This window comes from Paenibacillus oryziterrae (assembly GCF_042610485.1).
Lineage (GTDB): Bacteria > Bacillota > Bacilli > Paenibacillales > Paenibacillaceae > Paenibacillus_AQ.
The window spans coordinates 31,033-52,852 of the sequence record NZ_JBGJZO010000011.1; the positions used below are offsets into that span (position 1 = coordinate 31,033).

A 21,820-nucleotide genomic window follows, 5' to 3' on the forward strand; every position below is an offset into this window, starting at 1 on the left:
TAAAATAGCGAGGGAGGCAACAGTGATGGGTCAAGTCCATAGTGAAATTATTCGTGGCCGGGCGGAGCGATCCAACATGCCGGATTACAATCGGGCAGTGGATGAATTTAGTTGGGATCTCATTGAGCGGAAATTCTCCTGGCATGACACCGGGAAGGTGAATATGGCCCATGAAGCGGTTGACCGCCATGTCCTGAATGGACGTGGTCATACGACCGCTTTGTTATACAGTGATGCCACACGCGAAGAATCCTACACCTTCGCCGATCTCCGTGAGAAGTCGAACCGTTTCGGAAATCTGCTGCGCAAATACGGAATCGGCAAGGGAGAGCGGGTGTTTATATTCATGCCCCGGCAACCGGAGCTGTACTTCAGTCTGCTTGGCATATTGAAAGTAGGGGCTGTCGTCGGTCCGTTGTTCGAAGCCTTCATGGAGACAGCAGTCAAGGACCGCCTGGAGGACAGCGGCGCTGTTGCTCTCGTTACTAGGCCGGAGCTTCTTAAACGGGTAAAGCGCGAAGAGCTGCCTGAGCTGAGGCATATTATATTGGTCGGAGGTACATCCGAACCCGAGAAGGGTATTATTGGCTTCGAAGAGGAGATGGCTTCCGCTTCCGCCGAGATGGAGCCGGAATGGTTGGCGTTGGATGATGGTCTTATCATTCACTATACCTCGGGATCTACCGGTAAACCTAAAGGGGTATATCATGTTCAGCGGGCAATGCTTCAGCATTATTATACAGGGGATATTGTACTCGATTTACGTCCGGATGATGTGTATTGGTGTACAGCAGACCCCGGATGGGTAACAGGAACCTCTTACGGTATATTCGCACCTTGGCTGCACGGCGTTACGAACGTGGTTCGCGGGGGGCGCTTCAGTCCTCAGGACTGGTACCGTACCATAGACCGTTATGGCGTTACTGTCTGGTATAGTGCGCCTACAGCATTCCGCATGCTCATGGGAGCCGGAGAGAGCAGCCTAGAAGGCGCTCATTTGAATAGTCTGCGGCATGTGCTGTCCGTAGGCGAACCTTTAAATCCTGAAGTGGTAAGATGGGGAGAGAAGGTCTATCATCAGCGGATTCATGATACCTGGTGGATGACAGAAACCGGAGGACAGTTGATCTGCAATTATCCGGGGATGGATATCAAACCAGGGTCTATGGGCCGTCCTCTGCCTGGTATAGAAGCTGCAATATTGGATGACCGCGGCAACCCGGTCAAACCTTATACGATGGGCAATCTGGCTATACGGACACCCTGGCCGTCCATGATGGACAGAATCTGGAATAACCCGGCCAAATATGCGGAGTATTTCCGGATTCCCGGATGGTATATTTCAGGAGATTCCGCTTATATGGATGATGAAGGTTACTTTTGGTTTCAAGGACGGATTGATGATGTTATCAACACATCTGGAGAGCGGATTGGACCGTTTGAAGTCGAGAGCAAGCTGGTGGAGCACCCTGCGGTAGCAGAAGCGGGTGTCATCGGCAAGCCGGATGCGACAAGAGGGGAGATCATCAAGGCCTTCATTTCATTGCGGGAAGGGTACCATGCATCGCCAGCGTTGAAGGAAGAGATCGCGGCTTTTGTTAAAGCCGGACTGTCAGCCCATGCTGCGCCGCGGGAAATTGAGTTTAAGGATAAGCTTCCAAAGACCCGTTCTGGCAAAATCATGCGTCGTGTCTTGAAGGCGTGGGAGCTGCATCTTCCTGCCGGGGATTTATCGACTATCGAGGATTAATCCCATTATATTATAAAGCCCTATCCCGAAAATTTACGGGATAGGGCTTTATTTAGTTTATTGCGTACTTGAACCGTTAGTCGTTCCGGTATTCCCGTTATTACTTTTGCCGCCGTTCCCGTTGTTTGCACCATTTCCACTATTACCGTTTGGCTGAGGTGTAGGTTCGGTTCCAGGATCAAAAATAATGTTGCCCGGATCGTCTGTGCCTTCAGGAATGATCCCGGTATCCGGGGTCGGCTCAGTCAGAGGATCCGTAGGTGTAGGTGTTGGCGTCGGTGTGGAATTCGTAAGGCTTCCGGAGGCTGTCTCATGACCGGCCACGTCAACTGACGTCACATAGAAGGATGCATTCACGCTTGAAGGTGTACCAGGTTTAAATACAGTTTCTTCACCTACCATAAGCACAGCGATCTGCTGGAAGGAGCCACCGTTCAAGGCACGGTAAAGCCGGTAACCTACTACATCTGCAGAACCGCTTGGCGAGAACGTTATGACTGCCTTACCTGTACTGTACGATACGGCTACATTGCCGGGAGCAGAAGGTGCAAGACCATCGTCGACACGTGGATCTACTTCTGTCGGAACATCGTTCTTGGCATCCTCCGGCAAGTAATAAGCCAGCGGTTCATGTTCACTCATCGCCGGAAATGCTGCCAGCAGTTCTTTTGCCAATTCCTGAATAGGCTTCTCGCGGGTAACCACGATTTGTTCCTTTAGGAAGTCCTCAGGTGTTCCTTCTTGAGGGATATAATTGATTTCGTTGAACGTTATATATTTGGCTTTGGTAATGCCGTCATCACTATCTTTAGGCACGTATTTGACATTAAAGATATCCGTTGTGAATTTATCCGTAAGTTCGGAGGGCAGCTTGCCGCTGTATGCGGAGACTGTCTTCTTAACAATGCCTTCAGGCTGTTCAAACTTCGGTGTCACAAAGATCTCCGGCTTCTTGTCGATAACAGCATTCATGACCTTGGACCATAAGGTTTGGGCCTGCCGTTTCTGAGTGTCGCCTTCGAGCGTATTGATCGGTTCTTTATAGCCAACCCACATTCCTAGTGTGACATCCGGAGTGAAGCCCATGAACCAGACATCAGCATAGTTCTGGGTGGAGCCTGTTTTACCAACGATAGGAATCTCGCCGAAGTGTTTATAGTTGCTCTTTACGGTGCTGGCTGTTCCTTCTGTGATTACGGTACGTAACATATCGGTCATCAGATAAGCGGTTTGCTCCGAGTAGACCTGCTCCGGATTAACCTTGTGCTGGTAGACTATTTTCCCTTGGGAGTCCACAATCTTCTCGATCATGTAGGCATCATTGAAAGCACCTTTATTGCCGATGGAAGAGTATGCATTGGTCAGCTCTTCTACAGATACGCCGTATCGGAGACCGCCCAGAACCCCGGTCTGTGCGCCGTAATCCTCATCCTGAATCGTAGTAATACCCAGCTTTTTGGCGAAAGCCCAGGAATTCTCGATACCTACCTTCTGATTAAACAGCTTTAGGGCAGGCAGATTCAGTGATTTATTCAGGGCGTACCGTGCGGTAACCAGACCCTGGTAACGATTGTTGGCATTTTTAGGAATATGGAATCCCTTGGAGCCGTCCTTCAAAATAATCGGAGCGTCATCCAATACGCCCGCAGGCTGGATCAGTCCGGCCTCAAGTGCAGGCAGATACGCAGCGATAGGCTTCATGGTCGAACCCGGCTGACGTACCATTTGGGTCGCGTAGTTCATTTGTTCGATATTGAAATCGCGGCCTTCAATCATTCCTAGGATAGCACCGGTTTTGTTATCGATCATCATGCCGGCGGTTTGTTCCTTGCCTTTGGTTTTGCTGTCCTTCGTGAAGTTCTCGCTGTCATCAGAAATGCTGTGCATCGCGCTGTACACTTTTTTATCAATAGTAGTGTAAATGCGGTATCCGCCCGTCATCAACTGCTGGCGTGCTTCCTCCAGAAGAAGGGCGTTATCGCTGCTTGCTTCAACAGCAACCTCACCAGCAACTTCACCGGATTTCTCTTCATTGATGGAGAGCATGATTTCAGCAGCTTTTCGTTCTGTTTCCAGCATCAGATACGGATATGTGGCGTAAGCTTTTTTGGTATGAGCTGCAAGAGAGCCTTTGATATCGAAGGCTAAAGCCTCTTCATATTGGGAGGAAGTGATCTTGTTCTCCTCCAGCATACGGCGCAGCACGAGGTGCTGGCGCTCTATGGCACGTTTGAAGTTCGCTTCATTAAATTCTCCGACTCCGTTAAATGCGGAATAAGAGGAAGGCAACTGCGGAAGACCTGCCAAATAGGCGGCTTGGGCAACATTCAGCTTATCCAGATCATCCTGCCCAAAGATTCCTTTGGAAGCAGCTTTAATACCGAATACGTTGTAGCCGTTTGAACCGTTACCGAAAGGAACCTTGTTCAGATAAGCAGTTAATATCTCTTCCTTGGTCAAGAAACGTTCAAGACGCAGAGAAAGCAGGATTTCCTTCACTTTACGGTCTTCTGTGCGGTCCAGACTGAGGAAGACACGTCTTGCAAGCTGCTGCGTTAGGGTACTGCCTCCGGTTTGTACGGATTCATTCAAGAGCTTCTGCTTGACCGCCCGGAGAGTCCCGGTAACATCAACGCCATGATGAGTGTAGAAATCCTTGTCCTCAATGGAGAGGACGGCGTCAATAATTAACTGGGGAATATCATTGTATTCAATAAGTCTGCGGTCTTCCTCCGTACGGAGTTGGCCGATAGGTGCGCCGTCACGGAAATAAGCGAATCCGGTTATGGCGTTTTGGCTTACTTGTTGCTGTATTAATTGTACAGAACGGACAGGGTCATCTTTTACGATAGAAGTAATATAGCCTGCCACGGCGCCGCCGGCAAACAAAATACCCATAATACCCAGGATGAACATCCATTTCACTACAGAACCGAATCTGCGGAGCCAGGATCTCTTTCTTTTTGGGGGGCGTTTCTTGGCGGTCTTTTTCTTGTTCTCTTCAACCATTGACGGGAATCCTCCTTTATAACGGAATTATTATAGCACAATTTGGCGTTTTTGAATGCGCTTCTGATCGTTTCTCTATTCTTTCCCGTTTGACTTTTGAAAAGTGCATGTGATATAAATGAAATCAATTGGATATCACAAAAGCGCGGAAAGACATCAGTAAAAGGGCAGCATTTGTTCTCAGAGAATCGGTGGGTGGTGCGAACCGGTAACAGGCCCCCTTTGAATTACAGTCTGGAGCTGTCCGGGGGAAAGGCATGAGTTTAAGCTCAGAGCCCAGTAGTCCGGCACCGGGTGCAATCCCGTTATGGCAATGAAGTGGAAGTCTCCTGTTGTGCTGAGGCATAAGGCAGGGCTTTAATTAGGGTGGTACCGCGAGTCTCTTTCTCGTCCCTTGGGATGATAAAGGGGCTTTTTTGCGTGTCCGTAAGCTAATCGTTATTAAGAACTTCGAGGAGGAGCAGAAATATGAAATGGGAAGAATTGTCGCCTGAGCAGCAGCAGGAAGTGGAACGCCAGCTTGAGGTAATCTCACGTGGTGTTGTGGAGATCGTTCCGGAGGAAGAATTGAAACGCAAGATTATGAAATCGATCGTTACGGGTGTGCCGTTGAATGTTAAGCTGGGACTTGATCCATCGGCGCCGGACATTCATGTGGGGCATACTGTAGTCATGCACAAACTGCGGCAGTTCCAGGAGCTTGGACATCAGGTTCAGCTTATTATCGGAGATTTCACTGGACGGATCGGTGACCCTACGGGCAAATCGGAGACACGCAAGCAATTGACCGAAGAAGATGTACAGCGCAATGCAGAGACGTACAAGAAACAGATCTATAAAATTCTGGATCCGGAAAAAACAAAAGTATACTACAACTCCGAATGGCTCGGACCGATGTCTTTTGCTGAAGTTGTTACCCTATCTGCCAAGGTTACTGTTGCCCGTATGATGGAGCGCGATGATTTTACTAAACGCTTCCAGAGCGGCCAGGCGATTAGTATTCATGAATTCTTCTACCCGCTGATGCAGGGGATGGACTCCGTGGCTCTGAAGAGCGATGTGGAGCTAGGTGGTACGGATCAAAAGTTCAATCTGCTGATGGGCCGTACGCTGCAAAAGGAATACGGCGTGGATATGCAGGCTACCATAATGACTCCACTGCTTGAGGGACTAGATGGTGTCAACAAGATGAGTAAAAGTCTTGGCAACTATATCGGGATCGATGAAGAGCCGAATGAAATATACGGAAAAGCGATGTCCGTACCGGATGATCTTATGCTTAAGTACTACGGACTGGCTACCGATATCACCAACAGTGACCTTACGGCACTGAAAGAAGGACTGGCTGACGGTTCAGTTCATCCAAGAGATGCTAAAATGCGTCTGGCCCATTCCTTTGTGCGGATGTATCACGGGACAGAAGCAGCGGATGCCGCCCAGCAGCATTTCGTGACCGTATTCCAACAGCGTGCGCTGCCTGATGAAATTGAACTGTTCAATCTTCCTGCGGATGAGCTGGAGAACGGAAGTATTAAGCTTATCAAGCTCTTGACTCTGCTCGGATTTGCGGCGTCCAACGGTGAAGCCAAACGAAGCATTCAAGCCGGTTCCGTGAAGATTAACGAAGTGAAACAGGAAGACCCTAATGCGGAGCTTGCGCCGCAGGAAGGTGATATTGTCCAGGTCGGCAAACGCAAGTTCGCCAAGCTTACCTTGAACTAAGAGGAGAAAGAAGAACCGGTTGCGACGTCCTTCACAGGTACGGCAGCCGGTTCTTGGATTTTAAATAAAAAGTGCCCCGGTAGCCATTGGCTCCCAGGGCACTTTTTATTTATTGGCGTAAGACAGCAATAAAAGAACCTCCGGAAGAATCCGGAGGTTCTGATACAGCCGTTAAAAAAATATTAACGGTTGTAGAACTCGACGATTTGTTTCTCATCGATATCTTGGGACAGCTCGGAACGTTCTGGCAAACGGATGTATTTGCCTTCGAAAGAACCTTCAGCATAATCCAGGTAAGCAGGAAGGTGGGAACGGTTAGCAAGGGCTTCCTTAATGGAAGACATTGCACGGCTTCTTTCACGAAGACCGATTACATCACCAAGTGCTACACGGTAAGAAGCGATATCCACTTTCTTGCCGTTAACAGTTACGTGACCGTGGGATACCAACTGACGTGCTCCTGCACGGGAGTTAGCGAATCCAAGACGGTAAACCAGGTTGTCCAGACGGCTCTCAAGCAAGAACATGAAGTTTTCGCCCGCGATACCTTGGATTTTTTGTGCTTTAGTGAAGAGAGTTTTAAATTGTTTCTCTCCCAAGCCGTACATGTGACGCAGTTTTTGTTTTTCCAAAAGCTGCATTCCGTAGTTACTTACTTTTCTGCGTTGGTTAGCGCCGTGTTGTCCCGGTGGGAAAGGGCGTTTCAAGTCTTTACCTGTACCGCTAAGGGAAATTCCCAGACGGCGGCTGAGTTTAAATTTAGGTCCTGTGTAACGTGCCATGTTATAGTAGACTCCTTTTTAATTGAAATTTCAGGTGGGGCCTATTTGTGCCGCTAGCCGTATCAGTGGAAGATTATAGATCCACACTATCAGGGAAGTTCAGCCGCTGCCCTGGTAGTAACGAACTTGCGTGAGGGTGACACAACGTTACGCCCAATATAAGACCTTTAACAGTCTTGTTCAACAATAAATATTATATGAAAACAACACCGGAAGTCAAGCACATCTTCACAGAGATTTTGTCATACTTTGTCGGTAGGGCTTAGGACCTAAAAAAAATCCCGGAATTGTGGAAAATATAATGCAATACTGAAAAAAAGAGAGTAAAATATGCTTAAATCATATTGTTGACGAATTTAATAAACAGAGCCGTATACCTAAGGGGATAACGGCAGTATAGCTATTTATACTTAAATTGAGATATTAAGGGGATCCTCTTTATGTCAGAGCAGGAAGCTTACGATCATAAAGGCAGCCAAGTGCTGGAACAGGACACCATGCCAGCAAGTGACGATTCTGAAGATCCTACCGCATGGCTTAGGGAAACGGACATCGTATCCTATGATTTTCCTTATGCTACCGGTTTGATTACCGAAAGTTTTCTTGAATGGCACAAGGGACAAGCTTCCCTGCCGTTCACCGAATCGTGGAAATTGTGTGTCCTTAATTATGAAGGTAAAATCGTTGCCAATATAAATCATGACAGCAGTTGGGATGCTCTTTGGGAAGAGGCAGCCAGCTTTAGTTTGTTGTCCCGTAAAATGCATATCTCCCATACAGAATCGCAAGGAAAGTTCATGACTTTGGTAACCGTGCCAATACTCACGCGCAGTCAAGGTGATGTGTTTGCACTTCTGGGTTATTTCATGCCAACTGAACAATTTGAGGCGGGTGGAAGGGAAGTCGCTGAAGCGCTGGCGCTTTTCTACAAGACATGTTTTTACCGCAGGTTCGAGCACGTTTTTGTTGCTGACATTGAAGGCGTTCATTTGCGTGCTGAAAGGGAGAGTAACCGTCATTCCCTATTGTTCCAGATTGTACAGAGGATGCATGACAATATTGATGTGAATGCAGTTCTAATCGAAGTAATCGAAAGTATATCTGCAATGTTTCCGGGTGCAAGGCTTATGCTCTATATGTCTCAGGATCACCGATGTGCCCATCCGAAGGTGAAACCGCTCCCGATCCGGTGGGAGAACGGTGATGTGTGTGCAAGAGCCTTTAAGGATGGCAAAGTAACTCTTCAGGCAAGCCGTGATGACAGCGGAATTGTGGAAATAGGTCTTCCGCTTGGCGGTAAGCAGGGCGTCTATGGCGTGTTTCATATGGAGATGTTTAATCCGGCATTTCCTGATGTGGATTTACGTTTCCTGTCTATGGTAGCGGATACAGCCGGGACGGCATTTGAGAATGCCAAGCTCTACGAACGCTCTAACCAGCTTATCCGTGAGCTCCGTATGAGCAATGAACTTACCCAGCGATTAAACCAAAGCTTGCGTCTAGGGGATATTTTTAACTGTGCCTATGAAGAGCTGCTTGAAATGTTTGAGGCGGATTATTGCTGCATCCTTCACCTGAATGAAGGCAAGGGCGGGCTTGAGGTTGTTGCTTGTAATCATCAGGCGATGCAGAACGAGATTATACAGACCGGGCAGGGTTTAGGCGGGAAGGTGTTTAGTACCGGAGACTCAATGATTCTATCCGAGTACCTGGAACAGCCGGAGACCGCTTCGAGGTTAATGAAGGTCACTTCTTCGCAGTCGCTTATCGCGACTCCGTTAAGTGTCGGGGGAGAGATCCGTGGAGCGATATTACTGACTCACCGTCGTCCTCATTATTTCTCCTATGACAATTATAGGCTTCTGCAGGCTATGGCTGGCCACATTGGGCTTGCAGTTGGAAATGCGCGCCTGCATGCTGAGGTTCGCCGACTGGCGAACAGAGATAGCCTGACGGGGCTATACGCACGGCATTATCTGGACGAAGAGATTCAGGTTAAACAAGGTACCGATTTCTGTGGTTCTTTGATTGTAGTAGACATTGATCAGTTCAAGCTGGTGAATGATACATATGGGCACCAAAAAGGAGATAAAATCCTGAAGCAGGTCAGTGAAGTCGTGAAGACCTCGATACGCAAAGGGGATACCGCCGCACGGTGGGGCGGTGAGGAGTTGGCGGTTTATCTTCCGCAGCTGGGAGTCAAACAGGCTGCCTACGTCGCTGAACGTATCCGTTCACGGGTTTCGGAGGAGACAGAGCCGCGTGTGACGGTGTCCTGCGGAATTGCTGAATGGAGCTGGACGGATTCCCGGGTGAGTGTGGAATCGCTGTTTTACCGGGCGGATATGGCGCTGTATGATGCGAAGAATAATGGTCGCAACCGGGTGGTAATCGATAACAAGTTGTCAGATAGCAAAGAAGAGAATCCTTGAGGCCCTTGCCTCAAGGATTTTTTTAGTTGGAATGAGTTAGGCATGATTCGTGGCGATCTCGCCACTGCGCTGCAAAGCGCTTCTCCATGTGGTATATACTCTCCATGCTTGCCCGTTATCCAGCAGATCTTTGCAGATATATAAGCCTTCTTCAACCGAACCGGCCTTGCCGGCAAGATGAAGCCGGACTGCGCTGTTCAATAAGGTTTGATTATAGAAAGCCATGTGGCCTCCGCCTTGTAAGACAGCTTCTGCGGTGAAGAGCTGGAGCTTAGCAGTCCACTGCATCTCCGGTACAGGCGTATCGAGTCCCATGGATTCGGGATCTATGATGTCAAGGCCGGCATTACCGTTCTCTACAGTGTATACTCGGGTAGGGCGATCAATGTACAGGTCCTCCGAGCCTTCTGCACCTTGTATGACCAGTGCCTTTTGATACCCAAGTTTAATCAGTAACCTGGATAGGCGGTCGAAGACGGTATTATGATAGATTCCGAACGCGATAAACGGGGAGCAGCTATAATCGACCAGCTTCTCCGCTGTATTAATAATCGTGCGCATCCCTAACTCTTCACGGATCTGGCGGATATCGCCTAGCGGGGGACACCACTGTTCGGCATCCGCGAACAAAACTCCGCTCTGCCTTGCGGCAGCAAGGGCTTCCGTGCGCGGTAGGCGGCTGACGTCAATCCCTGCCTCATAGATGATATCCTGAAGGGTAATTCCCCATTTGGGGGGCAAGGTAGAACCACCGTGCAAAGTTACCGGCAAACCTGCTGCTGACAAGAGGAAAGCCGCCGGAAATGTGGCGATAAAGGTAGATATTCTTCCATCGTACGGACCAGCGCAATCCAGTCCTTCTTGAACGGGCTCCCGATGAGCATACTTCCTCAGGACTGCAACGAAAGCTTCCAGTTCTTCCAAGCTTTCAAGTTTGATACGCTCTGCGATAAGGAAGGCTCCAATCTGGGCAGGAGTGGACTTCAGTCCCAGGATAGATTCGGCTGCCTGTAGTGATTCTTCATAAGTTAGATCACGTGCGCCTCTTTTGCCGCGGGCGACTTCTTTTAAAAGATTGATCATTTACTGGCGCCCCCTTGAGTTTGATCCTGCAGCAGCTGATAGACCTTGACTATGGAAGTTGCCACATCAACCATTCGTTTTCGCTCATTCATGGCTTGCTTGCGCAGCAGGTCGTAGGCTTCGGATTCAGGAATGTTTTTCACTTTGGAAAGGATGCCCTTTGCCATATCAATCCACTTGCGCTCTTCAATCTTGGACAGCAGTTGCTCCCGTTCCTTCAACCACTGTTGTCTTTCAAAGCATTGTTTGGCACTGAAGTGCAGACTCCAATGAATTTCTTGAGCGCGCATGGCCGGCCCTAATATTCCATCAACAAGGATATGGTCGTCGCAGGCGGCAAGAGACAGATTGGCTGTCTCCTCGGCGCACCACCACACAAGCGGAGCGGTTTTTTGCTTCATAAGAAAGCTTCCCCAGTACATCAGCTCTGAAACCGGAACAAATAGAACAGAAGCATCAGCATCCCTTATCCCTGTAATAGCCTGCTCCTTTGTATAGGCTACATCCACCAGGTAGCCGGCAGAGCGGAGGATGAATTCCGGCAAAATGCATGTTTGGGAATCTTCTATGGTTTCTGTTATAGTCGTAGCATTATAAATGACTAACAGGGAATGCATAGATATGACGCCCCTTTATGATTAGATATACGTAGATAAGAACTGTATTTCGCTGTGAAAAAGAAACTTCGTGTTACCTTATATAACACATGAGGAGCTTATTTGTCGATAAATTTGAAATAAATAATTTTAAATGTCATAATTGTTGACGTATCCTGATTTGATGTTGTATAGTCGTTTTAACAATATCCATTACGAGTACAATGATGTATTCGGATGAAGCGGCAATGGCGCCTGCTTTCACTTTTCGTTACGGAATCTTAGGTTTCCGTGCGGGGTGAGGCGGGCTTTTTGTGTTTGGTACATGGAGAGGAGAGAGATATATAATGACAACATCCCGTAAGAAACTGGTTCTCGTCGGCAATGGCATGGCTGGGGTACACACGATTGAGCATTTGCTGAAGCTTGCTCCTGATGCCTATGAAATCACGATATTTGGAGCAGAACCACATCCGAACTACAACCGCATCATGTTGTCTTCAGTGCTTGCCGGTGGCGCGGATATGGATGAAATCATCATTAATGATCTGGAATGGTACCGGAGTCATAACATTACTCTTCATATAGGTCATCCCGTAACACATATTGATGCCAGAAACCGCAAGGTTCATTCTGAAGGAGGGGTTGAGGCGGAATACGATGAACTCATTCTTGCTACAGGCTCCAATCCTTTCATGCTTCCGATTCCGGGTGCGGAAAAAGAAGGTGTTATCGCATTCCGGGATATCAATGATTGCCTGATTATGCAGGAGACCTCCAAGGCTTATAAGCAAGCGGTGGTTATCGGCGGAGGTTTGCTCGGGCTTGAAGCGGCAAGGGGGCTTCTGCACCTTGGAATGGAGGTCTCTGTCGTTCATATCCATGAGTATATTATGGAACGCCAGCTTGATCAGGCTGCATCAGTGATGCTTAGAAGGGAACTGGAGGAGCAGGGGATGAAGTTCCTGCTGAACAAGCAATCGGAAGCGATTCTAGGCAAGAAACGGGTAAAAGGCCTGCTGTTCACGGATGGGGAGATGGCAGATGCAGATCTTATTGTAATGGCTGTCGGCATTAAACCTAATATTGAATTGGCGCAAAAAACGGGTATCACCGTGAACCGCGGAATCGTCGTAAATGATTATATGGAGACGAACCTCCCCGGCATCTTTGCTCTGGGTGAATGTGCGGAGCATAGGGGAATCGCCTACGGCCTGGTAGCCCCTTTATATGAACAGGGTGCTGTCCTCGCCAAAAGACTCGCAGGAGTCCTTACGGAAGGCTATGCAGGGTCTGTGACCTCAACCAAATTAAAGGTATCCGGTGTAAATGTATTCTCCGCCGGACAATTTATCGAACCTGCTGGCTCCAGGGCGCTCCGCTATCAGGACGAGATAGAAGGAGTATATAAGAAGCTTGTGATTCAGGACGACAAACTGATCGGAGCGGTATTGTTCGGAGATACCGGCGACGGTGCACAGCTATTCTCCATCATTAAGAAAGCGGAACTCATTAAGGGGAGAGAAAAAGAACTTCTGCTTGGATTTTCCGCAGGAGCGACGGTCTCTCCGGAACAGCGGCTGGAAGCAATGGCGGATGATGAAATTATATGCGGATGTAATGGCGTATCTAAAGGAGCGATTGCGGATGCCATCCAAACCGGGGGCTGCACCAGTGTAGGGCAGATCAAATCGTGCACGAAAGCTTCAGCTTCTTGTGGTGGCTGCAAACCTCTGGTGGAGGGATTACTGCAATTATATGCCGGTGATGCAGTTGTATCTGTGAAGGAAGGGATTTGTGGGTGTACTACACTGAGTCGGGATGAGATTGTCTCAGAGATTAAGCGGATGGAGCTGAAGACGGTCAAGGAAGTGATGAACGTTCTGGAGTGGAGCCAAGAGGAAGGCTGCTCCAAATGCCGTCCTTCGCTTAATTATTACCTTGGCATGTTGTGGCCGGTAGAGTATGTGGATGAGAAGGAGTCCAGGTTCACGAACGAACGTTATCATGCCAATATTCAGAAGGATGGAACGTATTCGGTAGTGCCTCGAATATACGGCGGAGTCACCTCCCCGGGTGAACTGAAGAAGATTGCGGAAGTAGCCGAAAAGTTCGATGTGCCGATGGTCAAATTTACCGGTGGACAACGATTAGATCTGCTCGGAATCAAGAAAGAGGATCTGCCGAAAATTTGGGAAGAGCTCGATATGCCTTCAGGCCATGCTTATGGCAAAACTCTTCGTACAGTGAAGACCTGTGTAGGCTCGACCTTCTGCCGCTTCGGTACTCAGGATGCCATTGGCATGGGAATCCGCCTGGAAAAAGAATTTGAGCGTCTGAACACTCCAGCAAAGGTGAAGCTGGCGGTATCCGGCTGCCCCCGGAATTGTGCGGAAGCGACAATTAAGGATTTCGGTGTAGTAGCTATAGACGGCGGCTGGGAGCTGCATATAGGAGGCAATGGAGGTGTGCATGTCCGGGCTACTGATCTGCTCTGTGTGGTTAAAACGGAGGATGAAGTGGTGGAGTGGGCAAGTGCTTTTCTTCAATATTACCGTGAGAATGCAGGCTGGAATGAGCGGACTTCGAATTGGGTAGAGCGGGTTGGTGTGGAATCAGTGAAGAAGGCTTTGGAGAATCGTGAGGATCGGCTTGCGCTTAGAGACAGAATCCAGACAACCCTTAGTCGGACAACAGACCCCTGGAAGCAAATTGTCAGTGAACCTGAATTGCGTAAAAATTTTGAGCCTATCGCTCAAGTAGATCTTACTTAACAGGGGGGATTCAGCCATGACCATGACTAAAATGCTGATTGGGAATGTGACCGACATTGATCTTAAAGGATCAAGGGTATTTAAGGTGAATGACACCGAAATTGCGTTGTTCCGGCTGTCGGCTGGTGATGTTCTTGCGATTGAGAATAAATGTCCACACAAAGGCGGAGCGTTATCCGAAGGCATGGTCTGCGGCACTAAGGTTCACTGTCCACTGCATGACTGGCGAATCGATCTGCATAGCGGCAAGGTACAGGAACCGGACAAAGGCTGTGTGACAACATTTGAGGTTGAAGTAGATCTCCTTAATGGCTCTGTTTACGTAACAATATAGACTCACCAAACCGGTATTAGGAGGAGTGACAATGGACTATCTTAAACGCGCGACTATAGTTAATGATGTTAGTGCAGGCTGTACACAGTATTCGGGACTGGAACCTGCTGGTCAGGAGAAAAGCTTATGAAGCCGGGGAGTGTTGCCATCGTAGGAGCCGGACCAGGCGACCCGGAACTGCTGACGATCAAAGCTATGCACCGAATCCAGGAGGCTAGTGTTATTCTGTATGACCGGCTGGTTAACGAAGAATTGCTGGAGTATGCGAAACCGGAAACACTGCGTATCTATTGCGGCAAAATACCCGGACAGCACGCTATGCCGCAAAGTCAAATTGAACAGCTGCTCATAAAGTATGCAACAGAAGGCCACAAGGTGGTCCGGCTAAAAGGCGGTGATCCATTCGTTTTTGGCCGGGGTGGAGAAGAGGCGCTGGCTTTGGCTGCAGCAGGTATTCCCTATGAAGTTATCCCTGGTATCACCTCTGCCCTTGGAGCTGCTGCTTCAGCCGGAATACCTCTCACTCACCGCGGATTAGCGGCGTCCTTCGCCGTGGTTACGGGAAGCCGCTGCCATGATTATGACTCCCCCGTTCAATGGGATAGGCTTGTGCATGGTGTTGATACGATAGTTGTGTATATGGGAATGAGCCAGTTCCATGAAATTCGGGAACAACTGCTGCGGCACGGAAAAAGCCAAAGTACACCCGTTGCGGTCATAGAGAATGGTACAACCAGCCGTGAGCGTATTCTTACGGGAACGTTGCTGAATATAGAACAGCTCTCGGCAGCAATGAGAATAAGCAATCCCGCGCTGATTATCATCGGTGAAGTAGTTAAAGTCAGAGAACAGCTGCTGGAATTAGAATTTGCTGCTGCCTCTATGATGGTCTGAACGCCCCACGGGGCGTATTTTTCTATCTATAACGTCATACTTTGTGTCCATCTCTACCTGAAGGAATTTATATGGTTTTTGGGGTTATTTTAAATCCTATAGGAGAACCTATAACTAAAAATGAGGTTGAAAGGGCATGAAGGCGATGACTAGGTCATGGGTTCGGAGTTTGATGATGATGATGATCATCTGCAGTACTCTATGCTGCGGCTGTGGTACGAAGGCTGGAAAGCCGGCGGGGGAATATTTGAATCTGGCACTCGCCGGAATGGAGGGCAGCGACGGGGTTACTTTTGAAGGAGCAGCAGCATTACTGCAAGGTAATGAGAATACACCGTATGTCTCGTTATATTATGGCGGGAACGTCAAGGAGCATAATAAACTGACTCTATATACTTTATTGCCGGACGGAAGCACTCCTGAAACCGCCTCAAAGGCAGGGCAGATCCGTAATTTGGGACAAACCGCCTCCAACGCACCTTCCTATTACAGTCAATTGGAAAAAGTGAAAGGACGATGGCAGCCGCTTGGCGGTAAAAGTGAGGAGGATAATCCGCTTTCGCATCTAAATCCGATTCACCAGCTAGAGGAACTGAAGAGCCTGGAGAAGAAGGTGACAGAGGAAAGAGGCGCAGGCAGAGGAATGCGGAATCTGCGAATCGAGCTTTCTCCTAATGCGGCTCACTCTCAATTGGCAGACCAGTTAAATCAGGAGATGTCCGCGCTACATTCAAGGAATAAGGGCTTGGGAGAATCGGGGCAGTCCGGACTCGACGAGGCTTTGGAGAAACTCTGGCAGAAAAGGAACGCCGAACTTCAGAGCAGGCTGGGTCAGGCGGAAGTGAAGATGGTATATCACTTGAGCGTTGACGTCAAACGTAATCTTCCTAAAAGGCTGTCGTGGACCCGGACGATCACTTATTCCGGTCAGAGCACGGAGTCGGAGGGTGAATCATACGTTTCAGATGTGAATTTCTACAGCTATCGTTGAACCGTTTTCGTGCCGTTCCAGGTCTTGCGCTCTATAACGTGCGTGCTACAATAGATAAGCATGTGATTTTTCATGATAAGGAAGGAAGAGAGAGATGAACGATCCCAGAATTCAGAAGCTGGCGGAGAACCTGGTAGGGTATTCCGTGAATGTACAGCCTGGCGAGAACGTGCTCGTCGAAATGATCGGCAGTGAACGCGATCTGATCAGCGCCGTGGTGAAGGAGGTTGGTAAAGCGGGAGGCAACGCCTTCGTACAACTCACCGACCGTACCGTTCAGCGCAGCATGCTTCAATATGCCACACCGGAAGGTCTGCGGACTTGGGCTGAAATCGACCTAAACCGGATGAAGCAAATGGATTGCTACATAGGTATTCGTGCAGGTGAGAATGTGAACGATCTTTCGGACGTGCCGGAAGAGAAAATGAAGCTCTATAATTCCCTTTATTCGCATCCTGTGCACAGCGAGCAGCGTGTGAAGCATACGAAGTGGGTAGTACTGCGGTATCCGAATGCCAGCATGGCTCAGCTTGCGAATATAAGCACTGAGGCATTTGAGGATTTCTACTTCAACGTCTGTAACCTGGATTATGCTAAGATGGATAAGGCTCAGGACCCTCTTGCAGATCTTATGAGAAGAACGGACAAAGTACGTATTGTTGGACCTGGGACGGACCTTGCTTTTTCAATCAAAGACATCGGTGCCGAGAAGTGTTCAGGAGAGAAGAACATTCCGGACGGTGAGGTGTATAGTGCACCTGTGCGTGATTCCGTAAACGGAACGATCAGCTATAATGCTGCGACTCTGTACAACGGCATTACCTTTGAGAATGTGAAATTCCGCTTCGAAAATGGAAAAATCGTTGAGGCTTCCAGCAATGACACTGCCCGCCTGAACGAGATTCTGGATTCCGATGAAGGTGCACGTTATATCGGCGAGTTCGCCATCGGCTTCAATCCGTACATTCTTCACCCGATGAAGGACATCCTGTTTGATGAAAAAATTGCCGGAAGTTTGCATTTTACTCCGGGTCAGGCATATGATGTTACGGATAACGGCAACCGTTCCTCCATACATTGGGATCTGGTATTGATTCAGCGTCCAGAATATGGCGGCGGAGAAATCTATTTTGACGATGTTCTCATCCGTAAAGACGGAATCTTCGTTCTTCCTGAGCTGGAAGGCCTTAATCCCGAAAACCTGAAGTAATCACAAAGATAAGAAAACACCTTGCGCGAGTAAGCGGATTCAAGGTATCATGGAATTGATTACAAGTAATATAAGTTTCATAATCAAGTTGCGGAGGGATTCTCATGTCCAGTAACAATGCGGCAATCGTTGAAATTGCACAAGCTGCGAGCCAGTTCAACTCTTCTATCGTTCTTCAAGCGGACAACAAGTACATTGATGTCAAGAGTATCCTTGGATTGTTCACTACGCTGGTATCCAGCCAAAGCTATGAACTGCATGTTCATGGTACGGATGCTGCGGAAGCCAAGAAGGCTATGAGCGAAGTTTTTGCCAAACATGGTTTGAATTTTACAGTTGTAGCTGAGTAGTTGCTTCATCTGAAACGTCTTGTCGATTTTGACGAGGCGTTTTTTATTTCTTAAAATAACTGCATTCTTGTATTGATATGCGATTTCGACTAATATTAAATTAATAGCATTATGCTGTAACTTTGGACAGGGGGGGAAGAATGCATGACTTCATCGGAATTGCAGGAACAGATTAATCTTAAAGCGATCACTCTTCTACAAGAAGATGCCGATAAAATTGAGAAGCTCATCGAAGTGCAGATGGAGAACCTGGCAACTCGATACTGCCCTCTCTATGAGGAAGTATTGGATACCCAGATGTATGGCTTCTCTAAAGAAGTCGACTTCGCTGTCAGAGCAGGACTTGTTGATGAGATTACTGGCAAGCTGGTACTCAGCAAGCTGGAACGAAATCTTGCGGTTCTTTATGAGGCATTGAATAACAAGGCGAAGCAGCAATAGGCATAGAAATATAAAAGCGCACAAGAGAGGACAGGGAAGCCGCTCTTGTGCGCTTTTTGTTATGCGTGGAAAGGTAATACAGTCCTTAGATAAGGAAGAAAGAAACGCCAAGAATGACATACACCGCAAGCAACAGCAGACCCTCATACCAGTTGGTGGAACCGTCCTGGATAATAGATTTGGCAATAAACACGGAGACCGCTATAGCAACAAGCTCAATGGTTGTAAATACGATATCCATCGTATCTCCCATGAAATAACTTGCGAAGATAAGCACCGGTGCCACGAACAGGGCGATTTGGAGAGAACTACCGACAGCAATTTCGACGGCTGCGCCGATCTTGTTCTTCGTGGCCAGCAGAATGGCAGCACTGTGCTCCGCCGCGTTACCGATAATGGCGACAAGGAAGGCACCCACGAAGATTTCGCTTAGTCCAAAACGCTCGGTCAGAGTCTCCAGTGTACCGACCAGCCACTCACTGACAAACGCAACCATCACGGTAGCAAGAACCAGATAAAGGATGGATTTCTTCTTGGACCAGACCGGAGTATGCTCATTTGGCAGTTCTTCCTGTTTGTCGTCGGTTACATCATCCAGATATTTTTTGTGCGTAATCATAGAGAAGATCAGCCAAGCCAAGTAGGAAACAATAAGGATACCGGCGACAACGAGGCTGAGTATATCCGTATCATTCTCTGTAATGGAATGGGTATTCAGGAACATGGCGGGCACGAACAGAGCGATAATGGCCACAATCATAAGTGAACCATTCAGTCCTGCCAGGGTAACGTTAAAATTTTGAATCTTGAATTTTAGGCCTCCGGCAAATATACTAAGGCCGAGTACAAGCAGCAGATTACCGATTATAGAACCGGTGAGACTTGCCTTCACCATGTCGTATAGGCCTTCCTTCACGAGGAAGAAGGCGATGATCAGCTCGGCGGCATTACCGAAGGTGGCATTCAGAAAGCCTCCAAGCCGCTGTCCGGCGTAATGGGCAACGCTTTCCGTGGCTCTACCGAGAAAGCCGGCGACAAAGATAACGGCGATAGCGGACAGGATGAACTGAAGCGTATGGTCCCAGTTGGCATAATGGCCGATGGCGCTGAGCGCGAAGGTTGCGATGAGAAGCGTTGGAGAAATCCATTTTTTCAAGGTCAGACACACTCCAGTCCAATTTATGTATATTGATTTCATAAACAATATAACCAAATTGACCGGGTATGTAAACGATGTGAGAGAAAGTGATTTGCTTTTTAGCCTGTTTAGGAATTACAATAATTGATAATGAGTGTAAGGGGGATTTGGCATGGCGGAACAACTTCAGCTGGAAAATGGGAATATACGAATTTCGAACGATGTGGTCTCGAAGATTGCCGGTTTGGCAGCTTTAGAGACTCCGGGGATCGCGGCCATGTCAGGCGGCTTATCAGAAGGTTGGGCTAAACGTCTCAGCGGCAAAAACGTACAAAAAGGGGTTACCGTTGAAGTGGGACAGCTGGAAGCGGCTGTAGACCTTCGTATCATTGTTCTTTATGAAACGCCGATTCACGAAGTGTGCCGGATGCTCCAACAGAACGTACGAGAAGCTGTAGAGAGCATGACAGGACTCCATATCGTAGAGGTAAATGTTAAGGTTGAAGGCGTTGCCTTTAAAAATGACGAAATTTCATAAGGTAGAGATAATGCCGGTGAACGACTGCATTGAGAATCTCTGCCGCAAAAAAGGGTGTTCCAGAAGCGTTGGCTTCGGAACACCCTTTTTGTGTAACTTACACAGTGTTTAACGTGCTCTTAATTGTCTGACCGTTGTAACTGACTTGGTAACTTCCTCTTTGGCCGGACGGCCCGATTCCCGTGAGATGCTCAGCATGATACCCATTGCCAGCATGGTAACCATTAAGGAAGACCCGCCATAGCTGATAAACGGCAAGGTAACGCCAGTAAGCGGAATGGTTTTGGTTACGCCGCCAATGTTGACAAATGCCTGGATAGCGATCATTCCCATAACTCCGATACCGACTAGGGTTCCAAAAGGATCAGTACAGCGAAGTGCAATTAGAATACCTCTCCAGATGAAATATAAATAGATGAGCAGAAATAGGGAGGTTCCAATAAAACCCAGTTCCTCGCCAATAACAGCAAAGATAAAGTCAGTAAATGCATTTCTCAGATAGTGAAGCTTCTGTACACTTTTACCGAAACCAGCACCATCCACTCCCCCCTGACCCAACGCAGTCAAGGATTGGATAATGTTATAGCCGGAGCCCTGCGGATCTGTAAATGGGTCCAAGAAGGCTTCAACGCGTGCTTCCTTATAGTTCTGCTCGGTTGCTGACTTCTCGGGAGCCGGTGAGAAGGAATCGATAACCGTCTTGGCTCCCATCACCAGACCTACACCAAGCACAAGAAGTGCGATGGACCCCAGGATATGCTTCAGGCTGGCCCCTCCGGCAAAGATCACAAGTCCGCTTGTCGCAACAAGGATGAGGCATGAGCCCAGATCGGGCTGCATCATGATTAGTCCGGCAACAATGCCGACGATCATCATAACGGGGATATAACCACTTCTAAGGTCTCTGAGTCGCTCACCTTTCTTGGTGATCAGTGCAGCGAGGTACAGGATGATGGAAATCTTAGCCAGCTCGGTTGGCTGAATTCCCAAACCACCGATACTCATCCAGCTTTTAGCTCCATTAATTCTTTCGGTGGATGCCACAAAAAGCAGCAGTACAAGAGTAATCATAAATATGGGAGCGTACCATTTCTTGAATTTGCTGTAATGGATATTCATTACAGTAAACATGACAAAGCTGCCCATCACAACCCATACCAGCTGGCGTTTCAGAAAGTACAGCGGGTCTCCTTTCCAAAACAGGCTGGAGCTGGAGCTGAATACCATGATCACTCCAAAGCCTACAAGCAGCAGGGTTAAGATGAGCAGTTGAAAATCGGGTGCGCCTTTTTTAACGGAATTTTTGGCGGGAGTGCCTTTTGATTTCATTATTTTACTCCTGTTCAAGCCTCAAGCAGCTGTTTTAGTTCCAATATGCGTTCCCCGGCCGTCTTAAGGACAGTGTCTGGTACCGCTGATTCATATTCCAGACCATGGGGGAAGGTTGCCCGGCCTAAGTAAACGGCTTCAATGGCAAGTACCGTATCCGGTTTCTCAAGCTTGCCGTCGACCGCACGGGTGTTGATGCGCAGGAAATACTCCCCACCGCTCTGTTTGTCCTCAATCTTACAGTCATACGTGGCGCGGTAGTATTCCCATTGCCAGCGGATAAATCCTGCCTTTTCCGCGCTTTCGTCCAGATAGAGCAGATCACTTTGAAGTCCTACGAGGCCTGTGTTCTCGAATATCATGGCGCACAACTCCCCCTCACGAAGTATGATGTATTGTATTAACAAAATGTTCACGTTCTACCTCATGATAGTATGTTTCCATAGG

18 protein-coding genes and 1 other annotated feature are annotated in these 21,820 nt (G+C 48.2%); of the genes, 11 read left to right on the plus strand and 7 right to left on the minus strand.

The annotated features are described in order from the left end of the window. Positions 1–25 precede the first annotated feature (25 nt). Entirely contained in the window at positions 26–1,750 is a 1,725-nt protein-coding gene (gene acsA / locus ACAN55_RS13460) for an acetate--CoA ligase (protein ID WP_379133400.1), read from the plus strand. Positions 1,751–1,807: 57 nt separating this feature from the next. Here acsA and ACAN55_RS13465 read toward each other — a convergent pair whose 3' ends face one another. After that, complete coding sequence (locus tag ACAN55_RS13465; RefSeq protein WP_379133403.1) at positions 1,808–4,759, minus strand: transglycosylase domain-containing protein; 2,952 nt, start codon at positions 4,757–4,759, stop codon at positions 1,808–1,810. A gap of 137 nt (positions 4,760–4,896) precedes the next feature. Then, positions 4,897–5,157: a binding site (T-box leader), on the plus strand. A 70-nt stretch (positions 5,158–5,227) separates the two neighbouring features. Here ACAN55_RS13465 and tyrS point away from each other — a divergent pair. After that, on the plus strand, positions 5,228–6,481 hold the full coding sequence (gene tyrS / locus ACAN55_RS13470) for a tyrosine--tRNA ligase (RefSeq protein WP_379133406.1): 1,254 nt from the start codon (positions 5,228–5,230) through the stop codon (positions 6,479–6,481). Positions 6,482–6,663: 182 nt separating this feature from the next. Here the strand turns inward: tyrS and rpsD are convergent, their stop codons facing one another. Beyond that, positions 6,664–7,263, minus strand: coding sequence for a 30S ribosomal protein S4 (gene rpsD, locus ACAN55_RS13475; protein ID WP_379133409.1), 600 nt, complete (start codon positions 7,261–7,263; stop codon positions 6,664–6,666). Positions 7,264–7,703: 440 nt separating this feature from the next. Between rpsD and ACAN55_RS13480 the strand changes: the two genes are divergently transcribed. Continuing rightward, the gene (locus tag ACAN55_RS13480; RefSeq protein WP_379133412.1) at positions 7,704–9,695 is read left to right on the plus strand and encodes a sensor domain-containing diguanylate cyclase; all 1,992 of its coding nucleotides are present in this window, start codon (positions 7,704–7,706) and stop codon (positions 9,693–9,695) included. Between the two features lie 36 nt (positions 9,696–9,731). On the opposite strand, the gene ACAN55_RS13485 is transcribed toward ACAN55_RS13480, so the two are convergent. Both ACAN55_RS13485 and ACAN55_RS13490 read right to left on the minus strand, forming a co-directional pair. Next, complete coding sequence (locus ACAN55_RS13485; protein WP_379133415.1) at positions 9,732–10,778, minus strand: anthranilate phosphoribosyltransferase; 1,047 nt, start codon at positions 10,776–10,778, stop codon at positions 9,732–9,734. Continuing rightward, the gene (locus tag ACAN55_RS13490) at positions 10,775–11,395 is read right to left on the minus strand and encodes an ANTAR domain-containing response regulator (protein WP_379133418.1); all 621 of its coding nucleotides are present in this window, start codon (positions 11,393–11,395) and stop codon (positions 10,775–10,777) included. Before ACAN55_RS13490 ends, ACAN55_RS13485 begins: the two co-directional genes overlap by 4 nt. A 326-nt stretch (positions 11,396–11,721) precedes the next feature. Here ACAN55_RS13490 and nirB point away from each other — a divergent pair, with 326 nt between their 5' ends. The 7 genes from nirB (at position 11,722) to ACAN55_RS13525 (ending at position 18,368) form a co-directional block, all read left to right on the plus strand. Next, positions 11,722–14,148: a nitrite reductase large subunit NirB gene (nirB, locus tag ACAN55_RS13495; protein ID WP_379133420.1), complete on the plus strand. Its 2,427-nt coding sequence runs from the start codon at positions 11,722–11,724 to the stop codon at positions 14,146–14,148. 22 nt (positions 14,149–14,170) lie between these two features. After that, positions 14,171–14,482: a nitrite reductase small subunit NirD gene (nirD, locus tag ACAN55_RS13500; protein ID WP_379133680.1), complete on the plus strand. Its 312-nt coding sequence runs from the start codon at positions 14,171–14,173 to the stop codon at positions 14,480–14,482. A 126-nt stretch (positions 14,483–14,608) separates the two neighbouring features. Further along, positions 14,609–15,376, plus strand: coding sequence for a uroporphyrinogen-III C-methyltransferase (gene cobA / locus ACAN55_RS13505; protein ID WP_379133423.1), 768 nt, complete (start codon positions 14,609–14,611; stop codon positions 15,374–15,376). Positions 15,377–15,512: 136 nt separating this feature from the next. Continuing rightward, positions 15,513–16,367: a hypothetical protein gene (locus ACAN55_RS13510; RefSeq protein ID WP_379133426.1), complete on the plus strand. Its 855-nt coding sequence runs from the start codon at positions 15,513–15,515 to the stop codon at positions 16,365–16,367. A gap of 94 nt (positions 16,368–16,461) precedes the next feature. Beyond that, on the plus strand, positions 16,462–17,577 hold the full coding sequence (locus tag ACAN55_RS13515) for an aminopeptidase (protein WP_379133429.1): 1,116 nt from the start codon (positions 16,462–16,464) through the stop codon (positions 17,575–17,577). A 104-nt stretch (positions 17,578–17,681) separates the two neighbouring features. Beyond that, positions 17,682–17,927 carry an HPr family phosphocarrier protein gene (locus ACAN55_RS13520; RefSeq protein WP_379133431.1) on the plus strand — a complete coding sequence of 82 codons (246 nt, stop codon included), beginning with the start codon at positions 17,682–17,684 and terminating at the stop codon, positions 17,925–17,927. Between the two features lie 144 nt (positions 17,928–18,071). Further along, complete coding sequence (locus tag ACAN55_RS13525) at positions 18,072–18,368, plus strand: Fpa/YlaN family protein (protein ID WP_379133434.1); 297 nt, start codon at positions 18,072–18,074, stop codon at positions 18,366–18,368. Positions 18,369–18,453: 85 nt separating this feature from the next. Here ACAN55_RS13525 and cax read toward each other — a convergent pair whose 3' ends face one another. Then, the gene (cax, locus tag ACAN55_RS13530; RefSeq protein WP_379133437.1) at positions 18,454–19,524 is read right to left on the minus strand and encodes a calcium/proton exchanger; all 1,071 of its coding nucleotides are present in this window, start codon (positions 19,522–19,524) and stop codon (positions 18,454–18,456) included. A gap of 154 nt (positions 19,525–19,678) precedes the next feature. Between cax and ACAN55_RS13535 the strand changes: the two genes are divergently transcribed. Beyond that, complete coding sequence (locus tag ACAN55_RS13535) at positions 19,679–20,044, plus strand: Asp23/Gls24 family envelope stress response protein (protein ID WP_175374539.1); 366 nt, start codon at positions 19,679–19,681, stop codon at positions 20,042–20,044. A gap of 108 nt (positions 20,045–20,152) precedes the next feature. Here the strand turns inward: ACAN55_RS13535 and ftsW are convergent, their stop codons facing one another. Continuing rightward, positions 20,153–21,373 (minus strand): putative lipid II flippase FtsW, encoded by a 1,221-nt coding sequence (ftsW, locus tag ACAN55_RS13540; RefSeq protein WP_379133439.1) that lies wholly within the window; start codon positions 21,371–21,373, stop codon positions 20,153–20,155. Between the two features lie 14 nt (positions 21,374–21,387). Further along, on the minus strand, positions 21,388–21,735 hold the full coding sequence (locus ACAN55_RS13545; protein WP_379133442.1) for a YugN family protein: 348 nt from the start codon (positions 21,733–21,735) through the stop codon (positions 21,388–21,390). Positions 21,736–21,820 lie beyond the last annotated feature (85 nt).